Annotated in this window: 17 protein-coding genes and 1 other RNA gene; 14 read left to right on the forward strand and 4 right to left on the reverse strand. The window is 42.3% G+C overall.

Annotation, left to right across the window (positions count from 1 at the left end; all coding sequences use genetic code 11):
* Nucleotides 1-318: 318 nt before the first annotated feature.
* Entirely contained in the window at nucleotides 319-744 is a 426-nt protein-coding gene (locus H3299_RS14345) for an HIT domain-containing protein (RefSeq protein ID WP_182418294.1), read from the reverse strand.
* A gap of 69 nt (nucleotides 745-813) precedes the next feature.
* Between H3299_RS14345 and ffs the strand changes: the two genes are divergently transcribed.
* The 4 genes from ffs (at nucleotide 814) to H3299_RS14365 (ending at nucleotide 5044) form a co-directional block, all read left to right on the forward strand.
* Nucleotides 814-910: signal recognition particle sRNA small type (gene ffs / locus H3299_RS14350), an RNA gene on the forward strand.
* Between the two features lie 164 nt (nucleotides 911-1074).
* A complete protein-coding gene (locus tag H3299_RS14355) occupies nucleotides 1075-3228 on the forward strand; it encodes a DNA polymerase III subunit gamma/tau (RefSeq protein ID WP_182418295.1) in 2154 nt (717 codons plus the stop codon).
* A 47-nt stretch (nucleotides 3229-3275) separates the two neighbouring features.
* Nucleotides 3276-3599: a YbaB/EbfC family nucleoid-associated protein gene (locus H3299_RS14360; RefSeq protein ID WP_182418296.1), complete on the forward strand. Its 324-nt coding sequence runs from the start codon at nucleotides 3276-3278 to the stop codon at nucleotides 3597-3599.
* 245 nt (nucleotides 3600-3844) lie between these two features.
* A complete protein-coding gene (locus H3299_RS14365; RefSeq protein WP_182418297.1) occupies nucleotides 3845-5044 on the forward strand; it encodes an acetyl-CoA C-acetyltransferase in 1200 nt (399 codons plus the stop codon).
* Between the two features lie 29 nt (nucleotides 5045-5073).
* Here H3299_RS14365 and H3299_RS14370 read toward each other — a convergent pair whose 3' ends face one another.
* Together H3299_RS14370 and lhgO are read right to left on the reverse strand one after the other, a co-directional pair.
* Nucleotides 5074-5826 (reverse strand): FadR/GntR family transcriptional regulator, encoded by a 753-nt coding sequence (locus H3299_RS14370; RefSeq protein WP_182418298.1) that lies wholly within the window; start codon nucleotides 5824-5826, stop codon nucleotides 5074-5076.
* 133 nt (nucleotides 5827-5959) lie between these two features.
* A complete protein-coding gene (lhgO, locus tag H3299_RS14375) occupies nucleotides 5960-7156 on the reverse strand; it encodes an L-2-hydroxyglutarate oxidase (protein ID WP_210276119.1) in 1197 nt (398 codons plus the stop codon).
* A 352-nt stretch (nucleotides 7157-7508) separates the two neighbouring features.
* On the opposite strand from lhgO, the gene H3299_RS14380 reads away from it, so the two are divergent.
* From H3299_RS14380 to H3299_RS14395, 4 genes are all read left to right on the forward strand, one after another.
* Nucleotides 7509-8822, forward strand: coding sequence for an MFS transporter (locus H3299_RS14380; protein WP_182418299.1), 1314 nt, complete (start codon nucleotides 7509-7511; stop codon nucleotides 8820-8822).
* A gap of 567 nt (nucleotides 8823-9389) precedes the next feature.
* On the forward strand, nucleotides 9390-10343 hold the full coding sequence (locus H3299_RS14385) for an RNA ligase family protein (protein WP_210276121.1): 954 nt from the start codon (nucleotides 9390-9392) through the stop codon (nucleotides 10341-10343).
* Nucleotides 10343-11464: an AAA family ATPase gene (locus tag H3299_RS14390; protein ID WP_182418300.1), complete on the forward strand. Its 1122-nt coding sequence runs from the start codon at nucleotides 10343-10345 to the stop codon at nucleotides 11462-11464. Before H3299_RS14385 ends, H3299_RS14390 begins: the two co-directional genes overlap by 1 nt.
* Before the next feature lie 102 nt (nucleotides 11465-11566).
* Entirely contained in the window at nucleotides 11567-12142 is a 576-nt protein-coding gene (locus tag H3299_RS14395) for a HutD family protein (protein WP_182418301.1), read from the forward strand.
* A 16-nt stretch (nucleotides 12143-12158) separates the two neighbouring features.
* Here H3299_RS14395 and pcaQ read toward each other — a convergent pair whose 3' ends face one another.
* Nucleotides 12159-13082: a pca operon transcription factor PcaQ gene (gene pcaQ / locus H3299_RS14400; RefSeq protein WP_182418302.1), complete on the reverse strand. Its 924-nt coding sequence runs from the start codon at nucleotides 13080-13082 to the stop codon at nucleotides 12159-12161.
* Nucleotides 13083-13186: 104 nt separating this feature from the next.
* Here pcaQ and pcaD point away from each other — a divergent pair, with 104 nt between their 5' ends.
* From pcaD to H3299_RS14430, 6 genes are all read left to right on the forward strand, one after another.
* Nucleotides 13187-13996, forward strand: a complete 810-nt coding sequence (gene pcaD / locus H3299_RS14405; protein ID WP_182418303.1) for a 3-oxoadipate enol-lactonase — start codon at nucleotides 13187-13189, stop codon at nucleotides 13994-13996.
* Entirely contained in the window at nucleotides 13989-14408 is a 420-nt protein-coding gene (pcaC, locus tag H3299_RS14410; RefSeq protein ID WP_182418304.1) for a 4-carboxymuconolactone decarboxylase, read from the forward strand. The genes pcaD and pcaC overlap by 8 nt, the downstream gene beginning before the upstream one ends.
* Nucleotides 14398-15138: a protocatechuate 3,4-dioxygenase subunit beta gene (gene pcaH / locus H3299_RS14415; protein ID WP_182418305.1), complete on the forward strand. Its 741-nt coding sequence runs from the start codon at nucleotides 14398-14400 to the stop codon at nucleotides 15136-15138. Before pcaC ends, pcaH begins: the two co-directional genes overlap by 11 nt.
* 1 nt (nucleotide 15139) lies before the next feature.
* The gene (gene pcaG / locus H3299_RS14420) at nucleotides 15140-15766 is read left to right on the forward strand and encodes a protocatechuate 3,4-dioxygenase subunit alpha (RefSeq protein ID WP_182418306.1); all 627 of its coding nucleotides are present in this window, start codon (nucleotides 15140-15142) and stop codon (nucleotides 15764-15766) included.
* Nucleotides 15767-15907: 141 nt separating this feature from the next.
* Complete coding sequence (locus H3299_RS14425; protein ID WP_210276123.1) at nucleotides 15908-16708, forward strand: shikimate dehydrogenase; 801 nt, start codon at nucleotides 15908-15910, stop codon at nucleotides 16706-16708.
* A gap of 36 nt (nucleotides 16709-16744) precedes the next feature.
* Complete coding sequence (locus tag H3299_RS14430; RefSeq protein WP_182418308.1) at nucleotides 16745-17569, forward strand: sugar phosphate isomerase/epimerase; 825 nt, start codon at nucleotides 16745-16747, stop codon at nucleotides 17567-17569.
* The last annotated feature ends 4 nt before the right edge of the window (nucleotides 17570-17573 follow it).

Below are 17573 nucleotides of genomic sequence, written 5' to 3' on the forward strand. Positions count from 1 at the left end.
TTCCCCCGAAAACTGCGATATCACAAATAAAAGAATGCCTCGATGTTGACAGGCCAACTTGAAAAAGCCTACTTGGTCCGAAGCAAAGATGAACAGATTTTACAGAGCAAAGCATCTTGTGTTCGCTCGTTCTATTCTACATATGGCAGCATTTAAAAATTTCATCAGCAAAGACAAAATTTTTAAAATGATCGATATTTAAATGTTATTAAATAGGTTAGTTGTTTTTTTTGGCTATAAATTAACATCTTGTAAATTATATTTAAAATCATATAATCTTTGCTTCTCATAGCTATGCTGCAACTTTATTTTTCTTTTTTAATTAAGCACATCTTTGCCTAAAGCATGTTTGATTTTATCCATTATAGTAAAGGCAGCCTCATCATCATAAGCTATTTTTCCTGCAACGCCCCAAACTGGTCCTGGCCAATTTACATCATTTTCATGGCGGGCAATAATATGAATATGCAATTGGCGCACAATATTGCCAAGCGCACCGGTGTTGATTTTTGCATCGGGGAAAATATTATGCAAGGCTTGCGATACACTCATCATCTCAGCAAATATCGCGCTTTGGCTGGTTTGATCTAGCATGTGTAATTCAACCACATTAGCGATTCTTGGAATAAGAACTAACCAAGGCCAACGGCTATCATCAAGCAGGCGTAAATCACAAATTTTTAAGGAACATATTAGTTTTGTGTCGTTTTCTAAGCGTTTATCAAGGGAAAATTGGCTATTCATTGTATTTTCTTACCATTTTTTAAAAATCAATACTTGCTTTTTGCGCCCAAATTGACGATATGACAAGTGGGAAGCTGGTGGTGGACGAACCACTCGCCAATCGGGTCAGGTCCGGAAGGAAGCAGCCCTAACGAATCTGGGTCGGGTCACCGTGCCAGTTTCCCACCTTTGTAAGGTTTGCAGCAAATCAAATATTCTTTAGGATATCGATATTTCAGCTGTGTAAAGCGCATTTTTTTTGCAAATAAATAAATTGCAAAGCTGTTGGCAAAATGCCATAAATCTAGAAATATTTTAGCCAACCTTTTTTCAGATATTTGGATTGATAGCATGGACAATAATACGGCAGAACAAGCTTATCGCGTTCTTGCCCGCAAATATCGTCCGCAAGATTTTTCTGATCTTATCGGTCAAGAGCCGATGGTGCGTACCCTAACCAATGCCTTTGAGGCGGGGCGCATTGCGCAAGCATGGATGCTGACTGGTGTACGCGGTGTGGGTAAAACCACTACAGCTCGTATTTTGGCGCGCGCTCTTAATTATAAGACCGATACTATCGACCGCCCAACCATTGACCTATCAGTGATGGGTGAACATTGCCAAGCAATTATGGAAGGGCGCCATGTCGATGTGGTAGAAATGGATGCTGCCTCCCATACCGGTATTGATGATATTCGTGAAATTATTGAGCAAGTGCGTTATCGCCCTGTTTCAGCACGCTATAAAGTCTATATCATCGATGAGGTGCATATGCTTTCAACGCAGGCCTTTAATGGTCTGCTTAAAACATTGGAAGAACCGCCACCCCATGTGAAGTTTATTTTTGCAACCACCGAAATTCGTAAAGTTCCAATTACAGTATTAAGTCGGTGTCAGCGCTTTGATTTGCGCCGCATTGATTCTGCTACCTTGACGCAGCATTTGCAAAAAATTTCGAGTGCCGAGAATATCACTGTTGATAGTGAAGCTTTGGCGATGATTGCGCGCGCTGGTGAGGGATCGGTGCGCGATGCCTTGTCTATTCTGGATCAAGCTATTGCTCACGGTGCTGGCAGTGTTCATATTGAAGCGGTTCGCTCAATGCTTGGCCTTGCTGATCGCGCTCGTATTATCGATTTATTCGAGCTTATTATGAGCGGTAATATTGCCAGTGCTTTGCAAGAATTTAAAGGCCAATATGATGCAGGTGCTGATCCGGTAGTGATTTTAACCGAGCTTGCGGACTTCAATCACTTGGTAACCCGCTTGCGCTTTACCCCGCAATTGATTGATGATGTATCGCTTTCCGAAGAAGAGCGCCGCCGCGGTGCAGATTTTGCAAGCAAGCTTTCTATCCGCACTTTGTCACGTAATTGGCAAATGTTGCTAAAAGGCATTAGCGAAGCTGACAACGCGCCGCGCCCATTGCAAGCGGCAGAAATGCTGCTTATTCGGCTGGCTCATGCTGCCGATTTGCCAACAATTGATGAAGCTTTAAAAGCTATTACTGACGGTAAAACCCCTGATATTGCATTGAGCCAAATGGCTGTCGCCATGCAAAAGGCAGCGCCCCAACAACTAGCTGCACCACAAAGCGCAAACGTAATAAGTCCAAATGGGCAAAGCAAAATTGAGCAAAATCCCGCTCTACAACCCTTACCAGCTGTTGATAATGCTGCAAATGTAGTCATAGAGGCAACCACTCAATTAGATAATACTGGCTTAGATAATAAAAATCATGAGCAAGCACCGGTGGATAAGCAATCGGCTTTAATCCCACCAGTAGAAGACAAGGTTGAAGAAAAGAAGCAAGTTGCTGACGCAGTGAAAGATGAAGGCGTTGCACCGCTTTCCACCGTTGATGAAGTAGACAGCTCTTTATCAATTGAAGCAACCGCGCCTTTAAGCGACAAGCAACAAGCTGAAAGTCAAGCGCCTGATGTTGACGTTTTAAAGCAAGCTGAAAATCAACAGCCTGAAAGTCAAAAGCCTGAAAATCAACAAATTGAAAGTAAAGCGCAGGGCGAAGATGAAGCCTCTATTGATGGGCAAGTAAAAAGCGAAAAAAAAAAGCCTGAAATTAAACGCTTCAATGATTTAATCGCGCTTGCTGATGAAAATCGCGATCTACATTTTAAATTTTATTTAAAAGAATATGTTCGCCCAATAACCGTTAAGCAAGGCGTGTTGGAATATGTACCAACCGATGATGCACCACGTAATCTCTCAACCATTATTACCAAAACATTATTGGAATGGACGGGAGAGCGTTGGGCGGTAACCGCCTTGCGTGATGGTGGTGGCATGACAATTGCCGAAGCCGAACAAGCTCACCGCGATGAGCTTTTATCAGATGCCGAGGCTGATCCCGATGTTGGTCGGATTTTATCACATTTTCCTGGTGCTAAAATTGTTGATGTGCGTTTAAATAATATCGAGCCGGAAGATGAAAGCGATGACGATATTGATTTAAGCGATGAACATGCCGATATGGAAGAGGAATAAGCTTTAGCGTTAAGCTATGGTTCGTTGATTATTTTAAGGAGTTATTAATGCGCGATATGATGGGCATGATGAAAAAGGCCAAAGAAATGCAGGCCAAAATGCAAGAAATGCAAGACGAAATGGCCAATATGGAAGTAACCGCCACATCTGGCGGTGGCATGGTCAGTGTCACATTATCTGGTCAAGGGCTGATTAAGGGCATTAAAATCGATCCTTCGCTTAATAAGCCTGAAGATACCGAAATTTTGGAAGATCTTATCATGGCTGCCCACAATGAAGCCAAAGGCAAGATCGAAGCTGCAATGGCGCAAAAAACACAAGAAATGACAGCAGGTTTGCCAATTCCTCCAGGTTTTAAATTGCCATTTTGATTTTTCAATCAAATAATTTTTACAAAGCCCATCTATTGCTAAGCAATTGGTGGGCTTTTTTATAATAAAGGCAGTTGTTTGTGCAGCGCATAAAAAATGCCATTGATTGAATGGACCGATGATGGCACAGTTGATGGAGTAGAAAAAAGCGTTTTCAATTTGTACTTTAGGCTTCAGTGAAGGGATAAATCACCGGCATTATAGCTCTATGGTAATCATTATCGTTTTTTTAGAAAAGAGTGTTTATGTCTCAGTTTCAAACTTCTTTGCCCAGTTCATCTGTTGTCATTGCATCGGCTGCACGCACGCCGGTGGGGTCATTTAATGGAGCTTTGTCGTCTCTGCCAGCCCATGAATTAGGTAAGGTGGTGATTGAAGCTGTGTTGGAGCGCGCCAAGATTGCCGCTGAGGCAGTTGATGAGGTTATCCTTGGGCAAGTTTTAACCACTCTTGGGGGGCAAAATCCCGCACGTCAAGCGGCGCTTTTGGCAGGACTTCGCCAAGAAAGTACGGCTTTTGGCATGAATCAGCTTTGTGGATCGGGGCTTCGCGCCATTATTCTTGGCATGCAACAAATTGTAACAGGGGCGGCCGATATTATTATTGCTGGCGGTCAAGAATCTATGTCTCAAGCACCCCATGCAGCCTATTTGCGCCAAGGTATAAAAATGGGCGATGGTTCCTTTGTTGATACAATGATTTATGATGGCTTGCGTGATGCTTTCCACAATTATCATATGGGCATCACTGCAGAAAATATTGCTCGGAAATTGAATATTAGTCGTGAAGAGCAAGATCAATTTGCGCTCCACTCCCAACATAAGGCAGAAGCTGCCCAAAAGGCTGGACGCTTTGACGCGGAAATCACACCCGTTGTGATTAAGGGGCGTAATGGCGATATAGTTGTTAGTAAAGATGAATATATTCGTCAGGGAGCAGTAATTGAACAATTGCAAAGATTGCGTCCCGCTTTTGATAAAGAGGGCAGCGTAACTGCCGGCAATGCATCTGGCATTAATGACGGGGCGGCAGCGGTTTTATTGATGAGTGCCAATGAGGCGCAGCGCCGTAATATTGAGCCACTTGCCCGCATTGTATCATGGGCAAGCGTTGGGGTCGATCCAGCGATTATGGGCATGGGACCAATTCCAGCTACAAAAAAAGCTTTACAGCGCGCTGGTTGGAGAATTAATGATCTTGATTTGATTGAGGCGAATGAGGCTTTTGCATCGCAAGCTTTGAGTGTATGCCGCGGTCTTAACTTTGATCACTCTAAGGTTAATGTCAATGGCGGTGCAATTGCGCTTGGCCACCCAATTGGTGCATCTGGCGCACGTATATTGAATACTTTATTGTTTGAAATGCAGCGACGCGATGCCAAAAAGGGCTTAGTCACTTTGTGTATTGGCGGCGGCATGGGTATTGCTTTATGTGTTGAGCGTTAAATAATTATTTTGGCTCAATGATCACTATTTTAAAAAATTGATAGGCGGATAGATGAGCGTTGTAAATGCTTTTTCATCGCTTTCATTGCAGCACTACTATCACTTTCAATAATCGCCTTAACTATGGCATCATGTTCGCCCTCAGCTGCTATAAAAGTGCCTTTGACTTTGCTGGCATTATCATGGGCAAGATATAAAAATTGCGTAAAAAGCGGATAGAGATTTTCAATGACCGATGCAAAAAGCGGATTTTTACTGGCTGTTGCAATGGCTGTATGAAAACGCATATCGGCTTGTGTGCGCTCATGAAGTATATCGCCAGCATTTTTCATAATGGCAATTTCTTTTTCTAAGGCTTCAATATCGCTTTCATTACGCCTTAATGCGGCAAGCCCAGCAATTTCAGGCTCTATAATCCGTCTTAGCTCCATTATATTGGCAGGGGAAATGGAAGGCTGCAAAGACGAAGCCAATATATCAATTGTGGTTTTTTGCTCGACCACAAAAGCTCCGCGCCCTTGTTGGGTTTCTATATTGCCAGTTTGTTTAAGGCGGGCAATTGCTTCGCGGATGACAGATCTACTCACTTTAAACGCTGCAGATAGCTGCTGTTCGGTTGGTAGTTGATCGCCGGGGCGCAGACTTCCCGTGGTAATGCGTTCTAGTAATACATCGCAAATCTGCCCTGCCAAACTTTGTTTGCGTTTGACAGGAGCAATATCAAGGCCATTGGTTGTTGGCTGGTTTTCTTGCGTCAATGATATATTATTTTTCTTTGCCATTGCCTATGCTCCCATGCCATAGAAACATACACTATCTGAAAAAAATAATTCAATGAAAGAATTCAAAGGTCTTATTTCATTGATCGCTTTTGCACCATTTATTGTAATTTTTCTAAATTTCAGATCTCATATTCTAGTTTTGATCATTAATGAGAGAGATAATATGACGACCAATGGGTAGTGATGCGGTGGCAGCCGGCGATGGCGCATTGCAAATATGGATACTGCGCGCCGTCTGCTTGATAAGAAAATCATGCACAAGGTCGCCATTTGCCAAAACTGCTTGTGCACGAATGCCACAAGGATAGGGTTGCAGATCAGAAAGTTTTAAGCTTGGGCAATATTTTTGGCATAGTTTTAAATATTGGCTACGCATAAAGGCGCTTTTTAATTCAGATATTGCTGATTTGCGATTCTTCCACACCACATGCCAAAGCCCCGAAAAGCCAATCATGGTGGCAAAATCTTTAAGGCTAAAGCCAAAGCGGCTATATTTTTCACGTGCTAAGGCAAGACAGGCATTAGGACCAACAGTTATAGATCCGTCAATCATGCGGGTTAAATGCACACCCAAAAACGGTAGATCAGGGTCAGGAACAGGATAAATTAAATGCTGGGTGATATTGTTGCAAGAAGCTGGCAGACGGTAATAATCGCCGCGAAAGGGAACAATTTGAAAATCAACATCAAGGCCAGCCATTTTAGCGAGCCGGTCAGCTTGTAATCCAGCACATACAATCAATTTTTTGCAACAAATTTCAAGCTTATCAGTGGTAACGGTGACATTTTCAGTGGTTTCTTTAATGTCAATACATTGATTGGCAAAGGCAATCTTACCACCAAGGCGGGTAATTTCCTTAACCATGGCTCTTGACATGCCCGGATAATCAACAATACCGGTATCCTTAACCAATAGGCCACCAAGTCCAGTAATATGGGGTTCACGCTCGCGCAATGCCGCGCTGTCAAGCCTTTCTAAATCAAGACCATTTTGCTCGGCGCGTTTTTCCAAGGCATCAAGGCGCTCTAGCTCTAAAGGCGAAGTTGCAACGATTAGTTTGCCGCATTGATCATAGGCAACATTATGAGTTTTGCAAAATTCAATTGTGTCGGCAAGTCCCTCGCGGCAAAATTTAGCTTTCATACTGCCCGGCGCATAATAAACACCAGCATGGATGACACCGCTATTATGGCCGGTTTGATGAAAAGCGGGCGTTGCCTCTTTCTCAATAACAATCAATGATGCATTTGGCTTGGTTTGCAAAAGTTGCATGGCTGTTGATAGGCCAACAATGCCGGCGCCAATAATACAAAAATCAAAATTTTCCAAAATATCCTCCCAATACCGCCCATAATCTTTATATTTTTGTGATGTCAAAACAAAAATGCCCAAAGGTGATTTTCGTTATAAATCGAAATGCTGATCTATCTTAATGCAAATTATCGAACTTGCATGTTATCAGACAACATGATAACTAGTCAAATAATTCTTTGCATCAGCGTTGAGAATGATTTCAATAAAATTATTGTAATATACTGTTTTTACATGGCTATTTTTTCTCATTGAGGGTGAGTTAAACAATATGCAATGTGCTGATGCAATATTGGTTTAAATTTTTTGTAGGTTTTACGACAAATTTTTAAACAAAGCACATAGTGGAGTGTTAGGAGGAGGAAGTAATATGGGTGCAATAAATCAGCCCGAAACAGCGCATGAAGAGCGCAAACGTATTCGCAAAGTTGCAGTTGCAACTATTGTTGGCTCAATGTTGGAATGGTATGATTTTTATCTTTATGCGACCATGGCATCAATTGTTTTTGGCCGTATCTTTTTTGATAATACTGATTCCAAAACAGCAACATTGAAAGCCTTTGCCACTTTTGCCATTGGTTTTATAGCCCGCCCATTTGGTGGCATTTTCTTTGGTTATCTTGGTGATCGTTATGGACGTAAAAAAATGCTCATGGTGACTTTTTGTCTTATGGGTGTTTGTACGGCATTAATTGGTGTTATCCCCGGTTATGAAGTTATTGGTATTTGGGGCGCGGTTTTTCTTGTTATTATACGTATCTTCCAAGGTTTGGGCGCAGGTGCAGAACTTGCCGCTGCCGCTGTCACATCTTATGAACATGCAAATAGCAAAAGGCGCGGTCGTCAAGGGGCTTGGCCGGCCTTGGGATTAAATCTTGGCTTGTTACTATCTTCAGCGACTGTTTATCTGTTGACGATCAATGGTGATGAATTCTTATTGTCTGGTGGTTGGCGTATTCCATTTCTTTTGTCGATTGCTTTAGTGTTTGTTGGTTTGTGGGTGCGCAAAAGCTTGCCTGAAACACCTGATTTCGTGAAGCTAGAGCAAACCAAAAAGGAAAATAAAACGGCAATCCTAGATGTTTTCAAGTATAATCTTAAAGGTTTGCTCGTGGTGTTCGCCATTGCTATCGGTTACAATGCTTTGAGTTATATTTTCAAAACATTTTCCCTTGCTTATTTAACCCAATTTCAAAATGTTAGTGCGTCTGTCACCTCGTTATCGGTAACGATTGCCAGTTTTGTCGCAATCTTTGCAGTACCGGCACTTGGTTGGTTATGTGACCGTTGGAGCTCTAAAAAAGTGCTTATAATGGGTGGTGTGCTTTCTATATTCTTCGCCTATCCATTTATGGCTCTTTTGCAAACGGGGCAAGCGCATTTAATTTATCTCGCTCTTGCTATTGCAACTGGTGTTTTAGCGCCAATGATGTTTGCACCGCAAGGATCATTTTTAAGTCGGCAATTTCCTGTAAATACCAGATCAACAGGCTTTGGCATGGGGCGTGAAATTGGAACGGCGATTGCTGGTGGTTTAGCACCCTTATTAGCATTGGGGTTGGTTACGGCTTCGCCCACTAATTCGGTAACAGGGGTTATAGTAATATTGGTAATCTCTGCAATTATCCTTGTTGTTGCTGCCTTGTTTGACCAAGGTGGGCGCTATTCAGGCGATAAGAACTAAAGCATTTGTTTATTATGCACCTTCAGCAAAAGTTGTATCGACTTTTGTGTTCGAAGAATGCGAAATAATAGGAAATTTAGAGTACGGCTAAGCTTTACCAATAAATAGATGTGCTCTAAAAACGCTAATTTACATAAAATATTTATATTGAAGCTTAGCCCTATTTACTTACGGCTAAGCTTTGTTGTTATTTTATCATTTAAATATATAAATCTTTATTGTTGATTTTTGCAAATAATTATGTTAGCCGTTTGCCATCAAAGGAACGGGATAATGTAATAGATATTTTTTTGCCACATAATTAATAATAAAGAAAAGAAATCAGCTTTGATTTCTCAATGAATTATTGTTGGCACATTTCTCACAAAATATGAATATTGGTTGTCAAAGAATGTGATCTTTGTCAGGAACCTTTTTGCTTGAGTTTTATGCAAACATGCATGAGACAATGGTAAATTGTGTTTTTGGTAAAAATCAGTTTATTGAAGACAGATTAACTTCCCTTAAATATTGGGGCGATTAGGCACTTGCCATCATGCTTGGCAAGGATTGGTTTATTGCGTCTTTATGCGCGTAACTGATGGTGCTTTTGCTTGTCTTTATAATAGTTTTCTTTGCGCAACTCTTAGAGCATTTTTAACTAAGGCCGTTTTCACGCTTTTAGCTAGCAATACTCTGTGTTTAAAAGAGTTATCTATTATGTCTCATTTATTCAATTCCATCCGCAAATATCCCTCGACACCGCATCTTGATGGATCAGGCTTGCAAAAAGGCGATAAACAAGCGGATATTATACCATTTTCAGCGCTTTTGGGGCGCAATGTGATTTATGAAGAAAAACTGGATGGTGCTAATACCGGCTTTGGTTTTCATGATGATGCAACGCTTTTTGGTCAAAGCCGTGGGCATTATCTGGATTTAGCAAAGCGCGGTGGCCGTGAACGACACTTCAACCGCTTCAAGGATTTATTGCTTGCAATAGAAGACGCGCTTTTTGATCGTTTGGCTGGCCGTTATATTGTCTATGGTGAGTGGCTTTTTGCAGCTCATACTTTGTATTATGACCGTTTGCCGCATTATTTTCATGAATTTGATGTGTTTGATACGCAAAACCAAGTCTTTCTTGATACGCCCTCGCGCCATCAATTATTACAGGATTTGCCATTTTGCCATGTGCCGGTTTTATATCAAGGGCCAGCTCTAAGTCTTGACCATCTTAAAAGCTTTATCCAGCCATCGCTTTATCGCAGTTTAAATTGGCAAGACCATTTGGTTGCAACTCTAAAACGCGAGGGGCTTGATGAGGCACGCAATATGTCGCGTTTTGAAGCCAGTGAGTTGTCGGAAGGTATTTACGGCAAGGTGGAAGAAAATGGCATTGTCACCATGCGCTTTAAGTTTGTGCGGCCAAATTTTGTGCAAACGATCATTGACAATAATAGCCATTGGCATTCGCGACCGATTGTACCAAACGGCCTCATTAAGAATGATGCACTTTATCAAATGAAAGGAGATGAGTGATGAAATCTTGGCTTAAAAGCATTTTTGATGGTGATATCCAATTAGCAAAAGACATATTTCCCTTTGCTGATCTTCTTGCTAACTGCCCTCATGATCCAGTCTATCATGGTGAAGGCGATGTTTGGATTCATACGCAAATGGTGGTTGATTGTATGATCAATCACCAAGGTTTTCAAAAGAGTGACAAAGAGCAACAAATTATTTTGCTGCTTGCTGCCTTTTTGCATGACCTTGCCAAACCGCGCACAACGGTTGAATTGTGGGATCCGATTGAAAAACGTATTCGCATCAGCCAGCCGGGGCATGCACTTAAAGGCGCTCATCGGGTACTTGATCTTTTATGGCATAATGGCGTTGCTTGGCCAATTATTGAAAAGGTCTATTGGCTGATTGCTTGGCATCAAAAGCCGTTCCATATTTGGAAAAGCGATAGGATGAAGCGTCAAGCAATTGAGTTTTCATGGATTTATGATTGGCGGCCGCTACTTATTTTAGCAGAGGCTGATAATCTTGGTCGCATTTCGCCACAGGTCGAACAAACCGCATTTGAGCTTGAACTTTTGCGGCAATTTTTGAATGAAGAATCTATGCTTCATGCGCCATATCCTTTTGCTAATGATGAAAGTCGGATTTCATATTTTGAAAAGCCTGACCGCTATGAGGGCTATCAAGAATATCAAAAGCCAACGGCAACTACTCATATATTAAGTGGTTTGCCGGGGGCGGGCAAAGACACCTATATTGGCAAGCATTTGCAAGAATTGCCAGTCCTATCGCTTGATGCTATCAGGGAAGAAATGGGAATTCTTCCAACCAAAAATCAAGGGAGAGTGGTGCAAGCAGCGCTTGAGCAAGCAAGGGAATATTTGCGGCGTGAACAAAGCTTTGTTTGGAATGCTGTTCATATTAGCGAGCTTAATCGCGGCCGCGCCATCAAGCTTTGCCGCGACTATGGTTTCCGTGTTGAAATTCATGGGCTTGTGACCAATAGTGTTCAGCTTTATAGCCAAAACAAAAAGCGTGAAGCTAGGGTGCCAGAAAACATCATTGCTGGTCTTGCTGCCAAATGGGAGCCGGCAACATTGCTTGAGGCGCATCACGTCCATTGGATCATTCAGTGATTGACCATAATAGCCGAGTGTTTTTAAAAAATGCTCGGCTATTTAATTGAGTTTTGCAGCAAATATTATATGCTTGTTAAAAATTTTATTATTGGGTGTCAAATGAAGCACATTAAAGCAAGTGATTATAAAGTAATGCCATGGAAAAATGGCGGTGGTGAAACCCGTGAAGTGGCATTCGGCAATAGTGAAAAAAGTACCCAACAAGCTCCAGATTGGCGGGTGAGCATTGCTACCATTTCAAAGTCTGGTCCATTTTCCACCTTTTTTGATATTGATCGCACCATTGCTTTAATAAAAGGCGATGACGTTGTTCTAACCATTGATGATACGGATAAGGTTGTCCTTAATCAAAATGGCGATTGTTATTCATTTAAAGGTGAAGCCAAGGTTTATGCAGAGGTTAGCGGCGGCGCATCGACTGATCTTAATATTATGACCAATCGTCATTATTTCCAGCATCATATGCAGCGTTTAAGCCAGCCTTTACCATCACTTAATGCGGCTCAAATTATCAAAATATTTCTTATAGCAACCGCTGCCACAGATTTAACCATTGGTGAAAAATTAGTAGCTTTAGGCGAGTTAGATACGCTTATTTGGGATGGTGGCGATGTGCTTGATAATTTGCCACAAAATGCCAATGTCATTGCCATATTTGTTATGAACAAGGCCTAAAATATAGGCTTAAAATTTATCTGCCAAAACTTAATGCAACGCGCCTTACTTCATTCATAAAAAATTCAACGGCAGGGGATATCGCCCCTTCCGCTCTCAAGGTCATGCCAACTGGCCCCAAGGTTGATGAGGTATCAATCGGCAAAGCGGCTAATGCACCGCTCGCAATATCTTCTAAAACAACGCCTTCCGATATCACCCAAACCGTATCACTTGCCCGCACATATGAACGGCTAAAGGCAGTTGAAACTGTCTCGGTAATGATGTTAAGGCGCGGTAAATTGGCAATCAAAATTAATTTATCCACTGCAGGGCGAATAATTGATTGCTCGGATGGCATGATGAAATCATATTGGGCAATTTTAGCCATATCAAAAGTTTTAAGGGCTAAAAGTGGGTGATCGGGGCGCACCGCAAAGCATATTTTTTCCGAATAAAGATGCTCGAAATGTAAACCCATCATTTCTGTTGGTTCCCCCATGCGGCCAAGGACAATATCTACCTTACCTTCGCGCAAGTCGCGGATAAGATAGCCATTAGAGCCAGTTACAATCACTGGCTTACCCCCAAGTTTCTTGGTGTTGTAGCGCAAAATTGCCCTTGGTAATAGCCGAGCTGATACGGTTGGCAAAGCCCCAATTTTTAAAGGAAGTGCATTGCGTTCTTTAGCTTCTTGTATTTCTTCAATACCTTGGTTTAATGCCAGCATCGAATTTTCAATATGGGTTAAAAATCGTTTGCCAATTGGGGTTAGCCGCAAAGTGCGGTGGCTACGGTCAAATAATTCGGCATTTAATATGGTTTCCAGCTCTTTAATGGTTTTAGATACGCCAGGCTGGGTAATGGCTAGCACATTAGCCGCGCCGCTAATACTTTTTTGCCGAGCAACTTCTTGAAATGTTTTTAAATGACGGAGCCGAATAAGATCGCTGGGTAGCATTGTATCACCGTTATTGAATAACCTATAAGTTATATTTCTTGTATAATTTATCATTTTACATAATCTGTCAATTCATTTAGAACAATTATTAGGAGGACAGACCAATGCAATTTACCATCGCCAATGATATAGTCATGCATTACCAAACTGCTGGTCGTCAAGACGGCCAGCGCCTTGTCTTTATCAATTCGTTGGGAACAGATTTTCGTATCTGGAATGATGTAATTGCTGGTCTTGAAAAAGATTATGCTTGTCTTTGCTATGATAAACGCGGGCATGGTCTGACAGATCTTGGTTTAGTTTTGCAAGATGACAGTTACTCGATTGATCTTTTAACTGATGATTTGCATGCTTTGTTGCAAAATATTGGTTGGGATAGCGATATAACGCTTATCGGCCTATCGGTCGGTGGTCTTATTGCTCAAAATTATGCCTATCGTTTTAAGGATAAGGTTAGCCGTTTGGTGCTTATGGATACGGCGGCAAAAATTGGTACTGAGCAATCTTGGAATGAGCGGATCACTACCATAAAGGCGCATAGTATTGCAGCTATTGGCGAACAAATCATGGCGCGCTGGTTAACCGATGATTTTAAGAATAATCAGCAAGCTGCCTATCAAGCCTATCGCAATATGTTGGAGCGTACACCAAAAGTCGCCTATTGCGCGACCTGCGTGGCTTTGCGCGATAGCGATTTACGTGAGCAAACGGCTAAATTATCGCTTCCTGCTCTTGTTATTGCTGGTGCACAAGATGGTTCGACACCGCCAGAATTGGTGAAAGAAACCGCACGATTGATTAAGGGCGCGCGGTTTGAACTTATTGACGCATGTGGCCATTTACCGTGCATCGAACAGCCGCAAGCAACAATAGAATTATTAAAAAGTTTTCTTTCGGAGGAAGTCCATGGGTGATAATGAGCATAGTGAACGCTATCAAAATGGCTTGAAAACACGCCGGCTTGTGCTTGGCAATGCTCATGTTGATAAGGCTTTGGCAAGTGCCACACCGTTTGATGACGCTTTTCAAACCTTTATTACTGAAGGCGCATGGGGAAGCCTTTGGTCGCGCGATCATTTTTCTAAGCGCGAGCGTTCAATCGTGACACTTGCCTTGCTTGCCGCCCTTGGCCATGAAGAAGAATTTGCCATGCATGTGCGGGCAACGCGTAATACGGGTGCAAGTCCTGAAGATATTCTTGAAGCTTTAATGCATGTCGCAGTTTATGCCGGTGTTCCTGCCGCCAATAGCGCTATAAAAATCGCTAAAAAAGAATTGCAGGAAGTGGAGGAAAATCAGGAAGTGGAGGAAAATAATGACGAATAATTTTTTTGAACGGGGTGGAAATTATTTTCAACGCGATAGAGAATGGCACCCAGCCGCCTATACGCCAGATTATAAAACCAGTATTTTACGCTCGCCGCGTAATGCACTTTTATCCTTGCCTGCCACCATATCTGAAATAACCGGCCCAGTTTTTGGTCATGATATATTGGGGCAATATGATAATGACCTTATTCGCAATTACGCCAAGGATGGCGATCCAATTGGTCAACGTATTGTAGTCTATGGTCGTATTTTGGATGAAAATGGCAAGCCGCTACCCAATACTTTGCTTGAATTTTGGCAGGCAAATGCTGGTGGACGTTATCGTCATAAAAAAGAAACTTATCTTGCTGCAATTGATCCCAATTTCGGTGGTTGTGGGCGTACCATTACCGATGAAGAGGGACGCTATATGTTTCGCACCATTAAACCTGGTGCTTACCCTTGGCCAAATGGCGTTAATGATTGGCGCCCCGCACATATCCACTTTTCGCTATTTGGCCATGCCTTTGCTCAACGTCTTATTACCCAAATGTATTTTGAAGGTGATCCGATGATTTGGCAGTGCCCGATTGTTAAGACAATTCCTGATCCCGCGGCTATTGATCGGCTTATTGCAGCTCTTGACCGTAGTGCCACTATTCCAATGGATAGCCTTGCCTACAAGTTTGATATTGTCTTGCGTGGACGACGTTCAACCATGTTTGAAAACCGTATGGAGGGCAATTAAAATGGCACAAGAATTAAACTATTTAAAAGAAAGCCCTTCGCAAACGGTTGGCCCTTATATCCATATTGGTGCAACGCCTAATTATGTTGGTATTCATGGCGTTTATCCTGAAGATTTAGGCAATAAAATGATTAATGCGCACACCAAAGGCGAGCGTATTATTATTGAGGGGCAAGTTTTTGACGGGGGCGGCGAGCTTATCAAAGATGCTTTAATCGAGATCTGGCAAGCCGATGCGGATGGTCTTTATAATTCGGTTAATGAAACGCGTGGCGCAGCTGATAGCAATTTTACTGGTTGGGGACGTCAACCAGCGTCAAGCGACGCAGCTTTCTTCCAGTTTGAAACCATCCGCCCAGGTGCGACGCCCTATCCTGATGGGCGCAAACAAGCGCCGCATATTACCTTTTGGATTGGTGCGCGCGGTATTAATATGGCGCTCCATACCCGTGCGTATTTTTCTGATATGAGCGAGCAAAATGAGCAAGATCCGCTCTTAAACCGTATTGATGCCAAAAAACGCCGTGAAACATTAATTGCGCAAAAATCGATGCGTGATGGCGTGCCTGTTTTTACCTTTAATATTATTGTTCAAGGTGAAGGCGAAACTGTGTTTCTAGATATGTAAAATCTTGCCCTTGCAAAGTATAAGTATTTGTAAATTTTAAGTTTTTCAAGACTTGAATTTTGTAAGGGCAAAAATAACGGGAGATGAGGCGCTTAAGCCTTTTGGGTAGATTTTTGCCCCTATCAAAATTGGGAGGTTTTGATGACAAAATTAGATGGATCAACACGGCTTTATTTTGTGGTTGGTGATCCAATAGCACAAGTACAAGCGCCAGTTGGCGTCACCGCAACTTTGCAAGATTTGGGGCTTAATGCGGTTTGCGTTCCAACCAATGTTGCAAGTCAAGATATAGCAACATTTTTTAATTCCGCCAAAACGATTAAAAATCTTGATGGTATTTTAGTCACCATTCCTCATAAAATTTCAGGTTCGCAATTTTGCGACCATTTAAGCGATAGGTCGAAATTTTTACATGCGGTTAATGTTGTGCGGAAAGATGGAAACGGTCTTTCAGGCGATATGGTTGATGGCCTTGGCTACATTGCTGCTTTAAATGCCAAGGGTTGTGAGTTTGTTGGTAAGCGCGTTTTATTATGCGGCTTGGGCGGTGCAGGCAGTGCTATTGCTCATGCCCTTGTTACCAATGGCGTTGGCGAACTTGCAATTTTTGACATGGATGAAAACCGTCAAAATGATAATATCGCACGTTTAAATGCTTTGGGGCTTTGCCGTGTTGTTAAAGGTAGCCGCGATGTGAGTGGTTTTGATGGCGCCATTAATGCAAGCCCAGCCGGCATGCGTGAGGATGATCCGCTACCCTTTGATGTAACAACCCTTAGCGCTCATACTTGGGCTGGCGATGTGATTGCAAAACCAGTTGAAACAGCTTGGATTATTGAGGCTAAAAAGCGCGGTTCAACAACTGTGCTTGGTGTTGATATGTTTGCCAAAGTGCGTGATCTTGTTGTCAATTTCCTATTGTCAAAAGATAAAAACGCGTAAATTGAAAATGCATTGCTCATTTAAGGATGCAATAAAATGCCCCATTATTTTTCGCTTGCTTTTCTAACTGTTGGTAATATTTCACCGGTTGAAACTATTAAAATTGCTGCTCAATATGGCTATAAAGCGGTTGGTTTGCGCATGTTACCTGCTGCTCCAACCGAGCCTGCCTATCCATTATTAACTGATAAGCAATTGCTAAATGATACAAAACAAGCATTGCTTGATTATAATATGGCCGTTGGCGATGTCGAAATTATTCGCCTTAAGGACAAAACCAATATTGCTGATTTTAAACCCTTTATCGAACGCGCTTATGAATTGGGTGCAAAAAATATTTTGGTTGCTGGCGATGATTTTGATGTCGCACGCCTTAGCGATAATTTTGCCGAATTTTGCCAGCTTGCTGCAACCGCCAATCTTACCGCAGACCTTGAATTTATGCCATGGACGGCGGTTAAATCTTTAAACGAGGCTCGTAATATTGTTGAAAACGCGGGCGAAAAAAATGGCGGAGTGCTGATTGATGCCTTGCATTTTGACCGCAGCACGTCAAGCCTTGATGATGTGGTGGCGCTTCCCCCAGCAATGATTCATTATGTGCAATTATGTGATGGGCCTGTGCCTTATGGCAAAAGCGATGAAGAGTTAATTGCCATTGCAAGGAGCGCACGGCTTATGCCCGGCGATGGTGGCATTGATTTACCAGCTTTGATGCAGGTTGTGCCGCAAAATACCCCAATTAGCATCGAAGTTGCTAGCCATGAAATTATCAATGCTTTTGGCGTTGAAAACTGCGCGCGTATGGCGATTGAATCTGCACGCAAGATTTTAGACCTTGCACAGCCAGACTATGTCTAAAACG

It is taken from the genome of Bartonella sp. HY038 (genome assembly GCF_014117425.1).
Lineage (GTDB): Bacteria > Pseudomonadota > Alphaproteobacteria > Rhizobiales > Rhizobiaceae > HY038.